At 69.6% G+C, this 12048-nt stretch carries 13 protein-coding genes; 2 read left to right on the top strand and 11 right to left on the bottom strand.

Translation table 11 applies throughout. The annotated features are described in order from the left end of the window. Nucleotides 1-45: 45 nt before the first annotated feature. The gene (locus OG782_RS30460) at nt 46-546 is read left to right on the top strand and encodes a DUF5949 family protein (RefSeq protein WP_406456423.1); all 501 of its coding nucleotides are present in this window, start codon (nt 46-48) and stop codon (nt 544-546) included. Nucleotides 547-679: 133 nt separating this feature from the next. Here OG782_RS30460 and OG782_RS30455 read toward each other — a convergent pair whose 3' ends face one another. The 6 genes from OG782_RS30455 to OG782_RS30430 all read right to left on the bottom strand — a co-directional run bounded on the left by OG782_RS30455 (nt 680) and on the right by OG782_RS30430 (nt 3902). Next, nucleotides 680-1090: a rodlin gene (locus OG782_RS30455; protein WP_406456421.1), complete on the bottom strand. Its 411-nt coding sequence runs from the start codon at nt 1088-1090 to the stop codon at nt 680-682. A 118-nt stretch (nt 1091-1208) separates the two neighbouring features. Further along, nucleotides 1209-1406 (bottom strand): hypothetical protein, encoded by a 198-nt coding sequence (locus tag OG782_RS30450; RefSeq protein WP_406456419.1) that lies wholly within the window; start codon nt 1404-1406, stop codon nt 1209-1211. Nucleotides 1407-1621: 215 nt separating this feature from the next. Further along, nucleotides 1622-2032: a rodlin gene (locus tag OG782_RS30445; protein ID WP_406456417.1), complete on the bottom strand. Its 411-nt coding sequence runs from the start codon at nt 2030-2032 to the stop codon at nt 1622-1624. Nucleotides 2033-2219: 187 nt separating this feature from the next. Further along, on the bottom strand, nt 2220-2510 hold the full coding sequence (locus tag OG782_RS30440) for a hypothetical protein (RefSeq protein ID WP_406456415.1): 291 nt from the start codon (nt 2508-2510) through the stop codon (nt 2220-2222). 467 nt (nt 2511-2977) lie between these two features. After that, complete coding sequence (locus OG782_RS30435; RefSeq protein WP_406456413.1) at nt 2978-3211, bottom strand: chaplin; 234 nt, start codon at nt 3209-3211, stop codon at nt 2978-2980. Between the two features lie 289 nt (nt 3212-3500). Further along, the gene (locus OG782_RS30430) at nt 3501-3902 is read right to left on the bottom strand and encodes a rodlin (protein ID WP_406456411.1); all 402 of its coding nucleotides are present in this window, start codon (nt 3900-3902) and stop codon (nt 3501-3503) included. Between the two features lie 383 nt (nt 3903-4285). Here OG782_RS30430 and OG782_RS30425 point away from each other — a divergent pair, with 383 nt between their 5' ends. After that, nucleotides 4286-5131, top strand: coding sequence for a chaplin family protein (locus OG782_RS30425; RefSeq protein WP_406459350.1), 846 nt, complete (start codon nt 4286-4288; stop codon nt 5129-5131). Nucleotides 5132-5219: 88 nt separating this feature from the next. On the opposite strand, the gene OG782_RS30420 is transcribed toward OG782_RS30425, so the two are convergent. From OG782_RS30420 to OG782_RS30400, 5 genes are all read right to left on the bottom strand, one after another. Beyond that, nucleotides 5220-6155 (bottom strand): dihydrodipicolinate synthase family protein, encoded by a 936-nt coding sequence (locus OG782_RS30420; RefSeq protein ID WP_406456409.1) that lies wholly within the window; start codon nt 6153-6155, stop codon nt 5220-5222. Beyond that, nucleotides 6152-7159 carry an oligopeptide/dipeptide ABC transporter ATP-binding protein gene (locus tag OG782_RS30415; protein ID WP_406456407.1) on the bottom strand — a complete coding sequence of 336 codons (1008 nt, stop codon included), beginning with the start codon at nt 7157-7159 and terminating at the stop codon, nt 6152-6154. The genes OG782_RS30420 and OG782_RS30415 overlap by 4 nt, the downstream gene beginning before the upstream one ends. Then, a complete protein-coding gene (locus OG782_RS30410) occupies nt 7156-9129 on the bottom strand; it encodes a dipeptide/oligopeptide/nickel ABC transporter permease/ATP-binding protein (protein ID WP_406456405.1) in 1974 nt (657 codons plus the stop codon). Before OG782_RS30410 ends, OG782_RS30415 begins: the two co-directional genes overlap by 4 nt. Nucleotide 9130: 1 nt before the next feature. Then, entirely contained in the window at nt 9131-10081 is a 951-nt protein-coding gene (locus OG782_RS30405; protein WP_406456403.1) for an ABC transporter permease, read from the bottom strand. A 212-nt stretch (nt 10082-10293) separates the two neighbouring features. Continuing rightward, a complete protein-coding gene (locus tag OG782_RS30400) occupies nt 10294-11889 on the bottom strand; it encodes an ABC transporter substrate-binding protein (RefSeq protein ID WP_406456401.1) in 1596 nt (531 codons plus the stop codon). Nucleotides 11890-12048: the final 159 nt, after the last annotated feature.

Below are 12048 nucleotides of genomic sequence, written 5' to 3'. Positions count from 1 at the left end.
ATACGCATGGAGATCGACCGGTCGCAGACGGTTAGGGTGCCGGACATGACCTCCCCCCAGACAGCCCTCAACACGTTCACCCAGGCCCAGTTGGGCACCCTCTCCCTGATCGGCTGGAGCGGCGAACACCCCCAGGGCGGGCACGATGTCGCCTTCCTGCTCGTGTACTCGCTGGGCGACGGGTCGGACGGCCCGGCCGTCGGCGTGAACGCCATGCACCTCGCCCTGGAGCGCTGCGGGCTCCCGGTCGGCGGTGGCCCGGTGCGCGCCGACGAGACACCCGGCCTCCCGGTGAAACTCCTCGTACAGGCGGGCCAGGCCGTCCTGACCCTGCCTCACTTCACCGCCCAGTACCCCGTGCCGTCCGAATGGCTGGCGGCCGCCCACGCCCAGGGCGAGGTGCACGCGATGTTCGCGACCCGTCCGTGGCCGCAGGGGGCCCCGGGCCTCCCGGTCGACGAGGAGACGCTGCGGTCCTTCGCGGGCGACCCGGATGTCATCGTCACCTCGGCCCACTGCGTCCTTCCGGTCCGCAGCCTCGGCTGACCGCTCCTGGACCACGCGTGATGCCCACCGCCCCCATGGAGGGGTGGTGGGCATCACGCGTGGTCCAGGAGCTACCCGGGAAGCACTGCGGGCGGCCGGGGAGTCCCCGGCCGCCCGCGGTGCGTGTGCGCAATCAGTTGTTGCCGATGCCGTTCCCGGAGAGGACCGGGATGTCGTCGACCAGGTGCGACAGGGCCTCGTCACCCTTGGCCTGGGTGGAGTTGTCGGCGCACTGCTGGTTCTGCGGCGAGTGCAGGACGTTGATGTCCTGGACGGCGACGGGCACGAGGATGCCCACGAGCGCGCCCGCGTTGGCCTTGAGCGGCAGGCCGACACAGGCCTTGTTCAGCGTGCCCTGGACGAGCTGGACCTGCGGGCTGCCGTCACCCTTGGTCACGCTGTTGCCGAACGAGTCCACGGCACCGTTGCCGTTGACCGACGTCGTGCCCTCGTCGTTGCCGATCGCCATGGCCGAGGGGGCCGCGGCGGCCGTCAGGCCGACCAGGGATACGGCCACTGCCGCGCCGGCCATCATCTTCTTCATCAAGCTTCACCTTTCGGAGCGTTCCGTTCTGGAACGTACTGATCAACCCCTCACGGAGGCTTCGGTTCCGCTAGTCCACTCAAATGGGTTCGATCCGGCGTAAGTTCGACGACGGGCGTCAGCCTCGGCAGGCCTCGCCGGAGGTACGGGCCGCGGGAACGAGTCCGCCCGCGCCGGACGGACCGGCCTCCACGGGCTGCGGCGGGGCCGGGTCGCCCCGGGTCGCCTGCCATTCGGCGAGGAGGCGGTCGTAGATCGGTGTGACGTCTTCCGGGCGGCGGTGGTCCCGCGGGAGCCGGCTGTCGTACTGGTCCATGAATGGGCCCTACCCGGTGCGGCGGGCACCGGCCGCCGTCACTACGGCAGGCGGCCCACGGACCCGCCCTTTCGGGGGACGGTCCGGCCGCGCCTGGCCCACGACAGAGGGCCGGCACGTACGGGCGGCCGGTATGCGGCTGCCCGTACGTGCCGGCCCCCGGACACTTCAGGAACGGCAAGGCACTTCGGGAACTACAGGTGCTTCAGGACCTGCTAGTCGTTGGCGACACCGTTGCCGGAGAGGACCGGGATGTCGTCCAGGATGTGCGAGAGGGCCTCGTCACCCTTGGCCTGGGTGGAGTTCTCGGTGCACTGCTGGTTCTGCGGCGACGACAGGACGTTGATGTCCTGGACGGCGATCGGGATCGCGCCGAGCAGCGAACCGACGTTGGCCTTGGCGGGCAGGGCGATGCAGGGCTTGTTGAGCGAGCCCTGGATGAGCGCGAACTGCGGGCTCCAGTCACCGTGGGTGGCGGAGTTGCCGTAGGACTGCACGGCGCCGTTGCCGTTGACCGACGTGGTGCCCTGGTCGTTCCCGATGGCCATGGCCTGCGGGGCGATCGCGGCGGAGACGCCGACGATCGAAGCAGCGACGGCTGCCGAGGCCATAATCTTCTTGATCATGAAACTGCCCTTCTGGGTTTCTCTGTTGCCCGCCTGTACCGGAGCGCTGTGATCAACTCCCGGCGGCGGGAATGGTTGTGCCGCTTCACTCGAACGGTGCTTCCGCCCTCCGTACGGTCACGGAAGGTGCGGCACCGGAGACGTGCGGCCGCCTCGGAGAGGCGTCGATCGGCCGTCGCGGGACGGGTCAGCCGCCGACAGGGAGCCCGCCCATGAGCGGGGCGGCACCCTTGGCCGCGCCCGTGGCCTGGCCGGCGACCTTGGTGACGGTGCCGTCCTTCTGCAGCGCCTCGGCGGCGCCGCCAACGGTGTCGACGACCGGGTCGACAGCCTGCGGGGCCGCTGCCACCACCTGGTTGACGCCGCCGTCGAGGCTGAAGCTGGGGGCCGTGGCGGTGGTAACGGCGAAGGCGGGAGCAGCCGTTCCGAGAGCAACCACGGAACCGGCAACGAACGCAGCAGTCTTCGCGTACTTCACTTTCGGGTTCCCTTCTTGCAGCGGCATCTGTTCCGGGCGCGCACCCGCGCCGCACAAGCCTTCTTTAGCTGTGCCTTCTGCCGCTTTCTCCATGGCTAACGACGCAATTGCGGCCGGGCAACTGGAACATCCGTCTTTTCTGCGAACCGCTCGTCGAGCCGTACGGGAAAACTCTCACCGGGCCGCCCGATGGATTGCATGACTAATCACTGGATCGAGTGCGCGGCAGGACACGGCACCTGAATCGATGGTCCACTGTCGGTATTCCGTCCCGCGCGGCCGCCCTGATGTCCGCCCCCAGCCGCCGGCGCACCGCGCCCCGGGCCGGTGGAATGCCTTTCGGCGCTCCGCCGCATCGGGCAGGCCGCGAACTCCCGGGACGGAAGGCGGGAAAGAGGAAAGCCCCGGATCGCAGGTGATGCGATCCGGGGCAGACCGACGCCGGGACGGGCCCGGCGTCCAGCGGATCAGAAGTTGCCGCAGAAGTTACCGAAGGCCGGGTTCAGCAGACCGACGACGTTCACGGTGTTGCCGCAGACGTTGACCGGAACGTGGACCGGGACCTGGACGAGGTTTCCGGACAGCACGCCCGGGGAGGCCACGGCCGCACCCTCGGCGCCGGAGTCGGCGAAGGCCGGGGCAGCGGCACCCATCGCCATGAGGGTTCCGGCGGCAACGGCGGCGATCTTGGTGTACTTCACTTTCAACCCTTTCTTCGACGGAGTCCGGAGCGGTCACGACTTTCGTGCCGCACGAGCGCGGTCCTGAACACTCGTAACTCCGCCGCTGTAATTCGTAACGATTTCGGACGGTAAGCGAAACTCTCCAAGGACGAGATTTTTCGAAGTCCGCCCGAATGACGCAGTTCCGGACATCCGGCATCCACGCCGGGATGGCCGGATCCGACCGGTGCCGCCCTGCGGAGGGCAGCAGCAGGCCCGGGCCGCTCGGAGGAGGAACGCCGGCGGCCCGGGCCTGTTGACAGCTGGATCAGCGGTTGCCGGCACCGTTGCCGGAGAGGACCGGGATGCCGTCCAGGATGTGCGACAGCGGCTCGTCGCCCTTGGCCTGGGTGGAGTTCTCGGTGCACTGCTGGTTCTGCGGCGACGACAGGACGTTGACGTCCTGGACCGCGATCGGGATGAGACCGATCAGCGAACCGACGTTGGCCTTGGCCGGCAGGCCGATGCAGGGCTTGTTCAGCGAACCCTGGACCAGACCGAACTGCGGGCTGCCGTCGCCGTGCGTCTCGGCGTTGCCGAACGACTGCGAAGCACCGTTGCCGTTGACGGAGGTCGTGCCGCCGTCGTTGCCGATGGCCATCGCCTGCGCTGCGCCGAGACCGAGGATGGAGGCGGCAACGGCACCCGTAGCCAGGACCTTCTTGATCACGATGAACCCTTCTCGTACTGGATGCCCCGTACCGGAGCGCACTGACCAACTCGCTTCCGGACGTTTGGTTATCTCCATTCACCCGAATGCCTGGACATCACGGACGCCCGTACGAAATGAGCCGGTGAATGCGGGATGAATCCGGCAGGCGAACGCACATACGTAGCCCTTCCGGGTGATCACAGGTTTTTCACTGATTCCACGTTTCTCCGTCACGAGGCCGTCGTTATGGGTGTCGTCAAGCCCGCCCGGCGGGACGCTCGCCCAGCAGCACTGGCAGGCCCGACGGTTGCGGCACCGCCTGATGAATGAACTGCGGGCGGTACGCCCGCGCGAAATGTCCTAAGGAAGGGCAACCAATGCGAAAAGCCTTGAGTAAGAGCATGCTCGTCATGGCGGCGGCGTCAGGCATCCTGACCGCCTCCGGCGGGTACGCCTTCGCCGATGCCTCCGCCGACGGCGCGGCGATCGGTTCGCCGGGCGTGGGTTCGGGCAATGCCGTGCAGGTGCCGGTGCACATCCCCGTCAACCTGTGCGGCAACACGGTCAATGTGATCGGTGCGCTGAACCCCGCGTTCGGCAACGAGTGCGAGAACGAGGACGGCGGCTCGGCCGCCGGCGACGCGCAGGGCGCCGAGGCCCAGGGCGTGGCCGCCAACTCCCCGGGGGTGCTGTCGGGCAACCTGGTCCAGCTGCCGGTCGACGTCCCGGTCAACGCCTGTGGCAACACGGTCAGCGTGATCGGTGCGCTGAACCCCGCGTTCGGCAACGAGTGCGAGAACGGATCGGAAGGCGTCGACACCCCGAAGCCCCCGCACCACCACAAGCCGCCGACGCACCACAAGCCCCCGAAGACGCACACGCCGCCCAAGCACCACCACGACCATGAGTGCGCCTGCCAGCCCGGCCACCACCACAACCCGCCGAAGCCGCCGAAGCCGCCGACCCACCACCACGACCACAACTGCCCTCCCAGCCACCACCACAACCCGCCCACGCACAACCCGCCGACCCACAACCCGCCCACGCACAACCCGCCGACGCACACCTGGCACCCGCACAACCCGCCGACCCACACCTGGCACCACACGCCGCCCAAGCACCACAAGCCGCCGCAGATGGCGCACACCGGTGCCAACGGCAACCTGGGCATCGCCGGTGGCGCCAGCGCCGCACTGGTGCTCGGTGGCGGTCTGCTGATGCGCCGCAGCCGCGCCTCGCAGAACTGACGTACCCCGCACACGCGCAAAGGTCCGGCCGGACAGCCCAAGCTGTCCGGCCGGACCTTCCGGTGTCCGGTGTCGCTTCCCGCGGCCGTCAGGCCAGGGAGAGCCCCGCGCGCTCCAGGCACCCGGCGATGGTCGCGGTCTCCGCCGCGTCCAGCCGGCGCATCGGCGGGCTCATCACGTTCGTGGTGATGATCCCGCGCAGCATCAGCGCGGTCTTGAACGCGCCGAGTCCGGCGGCCGTGGCGGACGCCGTGCCGGGACGGGCGGCGCGGATGATGTCGAAGAGCGCGACGAGGCGGTCCTGTTCGGCCTTCGCCGCGGCCCAGTCGCCGCGCACCGCGGCCTCGTGCAGGCGTACGTAACCGTGCGGGTCGACGTTGCCGAGACCCGGGACCGAGCCGTCGGCGCCGCCGAGCATCATCGCGTCGACGACCAGTTCATGACCGGTGAGCACGGAGAACTCCGGCAGGTCCCGGGCGCCGATGACCAGCCGGCGGAACGAGCCGTCGTCCCCGCTGGAGTCCTTCACTCCGGCCAGCACGCCGTCGGCGGCGAGCGGAAGCAGCAGTTCCGGATCCAGCTTGCTGTGTACGCAGACCGGCACGTCGTACGCCAGCAGCGGCAGTTCGACGGCGGCGGCCACGTCCCTGAAGTGCCGGTCGATCTCGAGGTCGTGGGTGCGGGTGTAGAAGGGCGCGGTGACGACGACCGCGTCCGCGCCGAGGGCGGCGGCGCGCTGCGCACGCTCGATCGCCCGGTTGGTCGTGGTCTCGATCGCACCGACGAGGACCGGCACCTGGCCGGCGGCCGCCGAGGTGATGACCTCGATGACCTCGTCCTGCTGTCCGGGCGTCAGATAGGCGGTCTCGCCGGAGCTGCCGAGGGCGAAGAGCCCGCTGACACCGCCGTCGAGAAGATGCCCCACGACCCGCTCCAGGGAGGGACGGTCGAGCTCGCCGTCCGCGGTGAGCGGGGTGACGACGGGCGGGATCACTCCCGAATAGCGGGGGGTTCGGGCGGTCATGCGGTGCTCCTTGCGGACGGTACGGGGGTCGGGTCCCCGGAGGGGGACGCGGGGGTCTGGGGGTGGACGCAGTGCCAGCGGTGTTCGCCGGACCCGATGGTCTGTGCCGGGAAGACCTTGGAGCACTCGTCGTCGGCCTTCCAGCAACGGGTGCTGAACGGGCAGCCGGGCGGCGGGTTGGTGGCGGAGGGCACCGGGCCGGTGAGCACGATGCGTTCCGTCGTCTCCAGCAGGCTGGGCGTCGCGGAGAGCAGGGCCTCGGTGTACGGGTGGCTGGGGCTGCCCGCCACGTCGGCCGCACGGCCCTCCTCGACGATGCGGCCGAGGTAGAGGACGGCGATGCGGTCGGCGAGGTAGCGCACGGTCTGGATGTCGTGCGAGATGAACACCATGCCGAGGCCGAGGCGTTCACGCAGGTCGACGAGGAGGTTCAGCACCTGGGCGCGGACCGAGACGTCGAGTGCGGAGGTGGGTTCGTCTGCGACGATCAGCTCCGGTTCGAGCGCCAGGGCACGGGCGATGGCGACGCGCTGGCGCTGGCCGCCGGAGAGCTGGCCGGGCAGTGCGGCCAGGGTGTGTCCGGGGAGGCCGACCAGGTCGAGGAGTTCCTCGACGCGGGCCTCGCGCTCCTCGCGGGTGCCGCGGCGGTGCACGTCGAGCGGGTCGCGCAGGATCTGGCGGACCGTGAGCCGCGGGTTGAGCGCGGTGGACGGGTCCTGGAAGACGACGCCCACGGCGGAGCCGAAGTCGTCGCGCCGCTGGGATCCGGACATCTCCCACAGGTTCTTGCCGTGGAAGGTGACCTCGCCCTCGGTGGGCTTCTGGAGGCCGGTCAGCACCCGCGCCATCGTCGACTTGCCGCAGCCGGACTCGCCGACCAGGCCGACGATCTCGCCGCGCTTGACCTCCAGGGTGGCGTCGGTCAGGGCGTGGACGGCGTCGCGGCTGAAGAGACCTCCGCTGCGTGCCTTGTGGCGTACGTGAACGCCGTTGAGCCTGATCACAGGGCGCTCCCTTCCAGCTTCTTCGCGGCGGCCTCGGCCGGGTGGTGGCAGGCGAAGCCGTGGTCCGTGGTGGCGCCGCGCACGGTGAGTGCGGGGGTGGTGGTCCGGCAGAGGTCACTCGCCGCGCCGCAGCGGCCGGCGAAGCGGCATCCCGCGCCGAAGCCCTGGGGTGCGGGGACTACGCCGCGGATCTGGTGGAGCCGCTCGGCGCCGGCCTCCAGGGAGACGACTGAACCGAGGAGGCCGCGGCTGTAGTGGTGGGCGGGGTCGGTGAGGACCGACCGGGTGTCGCCGACCTCGGCGAGCCGTCCCGCGTACATCACGGCGACCCGGTGGGAGAGGTCGCCGACCAGGGCGAGGTCGTGGCTGACCAGCACCATGGCGAAGCCGAGCTCGTCGCGGAGCCTGATGAGGAGTTCGACGACCTGGGCCTGGACGGTGACGTCGAGGGCGGTGGTCGGCTCGTCCGCGATCAGGAGGCGGGGGCTGCGGGACAGGGCCATGGCGATGAGTACGCGCTGGCGCTGGCCGCCGGAGAGCTCGTGCGGATAACTGCGCAGGGTGCGCTCGGGCGAGAGGCCGACGAGCTCGAGGAGCTCGGCGGGGGTCTTCGTACCGCCGCGCGAGGTGAGCTGCTTGAGCTGGGTGCCCACGAGCACGGAGGGGTTGAGGGAGGAGAGCGCGTCCTGGTAGACCATCGCGATCTCGGGGCCCATCAGGGCGCGGCGTTCCTTGGGCGGGAGCTTCAGCAGGTCCCGGCCGCGGTACATGATCTCGCCGCTGACCTCGGCGTTGCGGGCGAGGAGCCCCATGACGGCGAGGCTGGTGATGGACTTTCCGCAGCCGGACTCGCCGACCAGGCCGAGGGTCTCGCCCTCGTGGACGGTGAAGTTCAGCTTGTCGACGACGGGGATCTCGCCGTAGCGGTCCGGGAAGCGGATCGCCAGATCGCGTACGACGAGGAGTTCCTCGGCGTCCGCGCGGACCGGCGTGATGGTGGGCTCGGTGGCGTTGATGTGCCGGGCGAGCTTGGTGAGGGCCGCGTCGATGTCGACGGTGGCGGCGGCCTCGACCGGGTCCGGTGCGGCGGTCGCGTTGGGGTCGGCGGCGGCCCGGGCGCTCTTGGGCGCCGCGGAGGCGTCGGTGAGGCCCTCGGAGAGGATGTTGAGCGCGAGCACCGTGATCAGCAGGGCGAGGCCGGGGAAGAACGTGGCCCACCAGCCGCCCGCGAGCAGGATCTGCCGGCCGTAGGCGAGGACGCTGCCCCAGCTGGGGTCGGGGTCCTGCACACCGGCGCCGATGAAGGAGAGGCTCGCCTCGAAGATGATGGCCTCGGCGACCATGACGGTCGCGAAGACCATGACCGGGGCCATGCAGTTGACCGCGACGTGCTTGAGCACGATGTAGCCGCGCCGGGCACCGATGACCTTCTCGGCGGCGACGTAGTCCTCGCCGTACTGGGAAAGGACGTTGGCGCGCACCACACGGGCCAGCGACGGGGTGTACACGAAGGCGATGGTGAAGATGATGACGGGGATGCTGGTCCCGAAGACCGCGACGAGGACGGCGGCCAGCGCGATCGGCGGGAACGACATCACCACGTCGAGGGTGCGCATCACGGACTCGTCGCCGAGCTTGCGCGAGGTGGCGGCGAGCGAGCCGAGCAGGGCGCCGGCGACCAGGGCGCAGGCCGTCGAGCCGAGGCCGATGATCAGCGAGTAGCGCGAGCCGTGCAGGACGCGGGCGAACACGTCGCGTCCCGCCCGGTCGGTGCCGAACCAGTGGTCGGCGCTGGGGGCCTGGACGGGGTTGCCCGTGGCCAGGGGGTCCTGGGTGAGCAGAGGGGCGAGTACGGCCCCGAGGATGACGACGATCAGGACGCCGAGAGCGACGCGGGAGGTTACCGGGAGGGCGCGGAAGGCGACGCCCGGTCGGGAGAGCTTCTTGGCCAGACGGCCCGTGGCGAACATGTCACACCGTCCTGATGCGCGGATTGACCAGCAGGTAGAGCAGGTCGACGATGACGTTGACCACCAGGAACGCGATGGCGATGGTCAGTACGGTGCCCTGGACCAGGGCGATGTCGCCTCCGGTGACACCTTCGAGGATGAGCTTGCCCATGCCGGGCAGGTCGAAGATCGCCTCGATGACGACGGCGCCGCTGAGCAGGTAGCCGACCTTGACGCCGAGCACGGTGAGCGGGGTGACGAGCGCGTTGCGCAGCACCGAGCGGATGACCAGGAAGACCGGCAGGCCGTTGCCCTGCGCGGTACGCACGTAGTCCCGGTCGAGTTCGGTGACCATCGAGGTGCGGATGAGGCGGGCGAGCGAGGCGGCGACGGGCACCGCCAGGGACACGGCGGGCAGGATCATCGTTCTGAGCCACCCGCCGAACGAGTCGGCGATGTTGGTGTATCCGCCGGTCGGGAAGATCTGGGAGTTCAGCGCGAACTGCTGGATGAGCAGGACGCCGAGCCAGAAGGACGGCACGGCGACCCCGGCCATGGACAGGATCCGGAAGAGCTGGTCGGGCCAGCGGTCGCGGTACATCGCGCCCAGGACGCCACCGATGACGGCGAGGACGACGGCGATGATGAGCCCGAGGATGGTGAGCTGGAGGGTGAGGGGGAAGGCGGCGGTGATCCGGTCGATCACGGGCTGGCTCGGCGGCACGGTCGACCCGAGGTCGAAGTGGATCAGCTGGCCGAGGAAGTGGAAGTAGCGCACGGGCAGCGGGTCGTTGAGCCCGTTGGCCTCGGCGAAGGCCTCCCGGGCCTCGGGGGTGGCGCTCTCCCCGAGCGCGTTGTAGGCCGGGTCGACCGGCGAGAACTGCAGCACCACGAAGACGAGCAACGCGATACCGAGGATCATCACCGGCATCATCGCGACGCGGCGCAGCGCGAGCCGGAGAAAAGCAACCATCGTCGGGTTCCTTGCGGTTGGGCGGTCATCCGGTCCAGGACACGGGGGGGGCGCTGTGCAGGACCGGGCTATCGGGCGCGCGGCGGGCGGCGCCGGTCTGTGGCTCGCGTCCGGATCGGGCCGGGGCGGCCCGGTCCGGACGCGAGTGCTGGGGGCCGGGCCGTACGGCGGCCTGTGCGGGGGCTGTCGTACGGCCCGGCGGGAATCGCCGGTCAGGCGGGGCTGACGTCCAGGAAGGACAGGCCGGTGGTCGGCAGCGGCTTGAAGCCGGTCAGGCCCTTCTCGTTCCAGGCGGTGGGCAGCTTGCGGTGGAGGATCGGGTAGAGCGGCACCTCGTCGGCGACGAGGTCGGTGACCTGGGCCCACAGCTGCTTGCGGGTCGCCTCGTCGCCGGCCTGGGCGGCCTTGTCGAGGAGCTGCTTGACCTTCTTGTACTCGGCGGTCTTGGACCAGCCGTAGCGGTTCTCCGGCCAGAAACCGTAGTAGAACCAGCGCAGCAGCAGGTCCGCGTCGTTACCGAAGACCGAGGGGTCGCCGGGTGCGACGAGGACCTCGAAGTCGCCGCTGTCGACCTTGGCGTACTGGGCCGCGGACTGGGCGATGCCCAGGGTGGCCTCGATGCCGGCCGCGGCCCAGCTCTCCTTGATCAGCGGGGCGATGTCCTTGACCCAGCCGGTGTCCGTGGTCAGGACGGTGAACTTGAGGTTCTTCACCCCGGCCTCGGCGAGCAGCTTCTTCGCCTTGGCCACGTCGTGCGTGTAGACGGTGGCGGCCTTGTGGTAGTCGGGGTGCGTGGCGGGCACGTAGCCCGTGGCGGCCGACGCGTTCCCGACCATGGCGGTCTTGATGATCTTCTCGGTGTCCAGCGCGTAGAACAGGGCCTGGCGGACCCGCTTGTCGGCGAACCGCTTGTCGGCGGTGTTGAACATCAGGAAGAGCAGACCGAAGGACTGCACCGACTCGGTCTTCGCCGTGCCGGAGAGCCCCTTCACGTCGATGTACGGAACGTCCTCGATGGCCTGGACGCGGCCGGACTGCATGGCGCTGACGCGGGCCGACTGGTCCGAGATCAGGCGCCAGACCATCTTCTTGGCCTTGGCGGGGTGCGCGCCGTTGTACTTGTCGAACTTCTCGAAGACGATCTTGTCCTCGCGGGTCGCCGAGATGAACTTGTACGGCCCCGAGCCGACGGGCTTGGCGTCGAAACCCTTGACGTCCGCCTCGACGATCTTCTTCGGGACGATCCGGGCCACGGCGATGCGGGACGGGAAGAGCGCGAAGGGGTACTTGAGCTTGAACTCCACCGTGCCGGCGTCGACGGCCTTGACCGTGTCGATGAACGGCACGAACTGCGCCATCAGCGAGGCGTTCTTCGGGTCCAGGATCCGCTCGAAGCTGAACACCACGTCGTCGGCGGTGACGGCCGATCCGTCGTGGAAGGTCGCACCCTTGCGGAGCGTGGCCCGGTAGGTGGTGGCGTTGATCTTCTTCGGCATCTCGGTGGCGAGAGCGGGCCGTGCCACGAGTGTTGCCGGATCGAGATCCACCAGACCCTCGAAGATGTGCATATTGGCGGCGTACGGGGTCGCGCCCGAGGTGATCATCGGGTCGAAGCCGGTCGACAGCGGGTAGGACAGACCGGCCTCGATGAGGTCGCTGCCGCTGCCCTTGCCCGCCGAGCCGTTGGCGGTCGAGGACGGTCCGCCGCACGCGGAAAGGCCTGCTGTGATGGCGGCTGCGGCACCGACGATGCCGGTGTAACGCAGGAAGGTGCGGCGCTCGACACCGGCTGATCTCAGCTCGGGCACGGGTCCTCCAGGGACTTTGAGGTGGGGCGGCGGGGTAAAAACGGGGGGCTGGCACAGGTTCACGGGAGACCGCGGAGCCTGAAGCATCAGACGTCAGATGTCTGATGCCTTGATAGCGTGGGAACGTAGCTTGACAATCGAGAGGGGTCAAGAGGTGGG

This window comes from Streptomyces sp. NBC_00876, from assembly GCF_045207435.1.
In the GTDB taxonomy this organism is placed as follows: Bacteria; Actinomycetota; Actinomycetes; order Streptomycetales; family Streptomycetaceae; genus Streptomyces.
The sequence above is the reverse complement of the archived record's forward strand: the minus strand, read 5'-3'. Positions and strand labels throughout refer to the sequence as shown.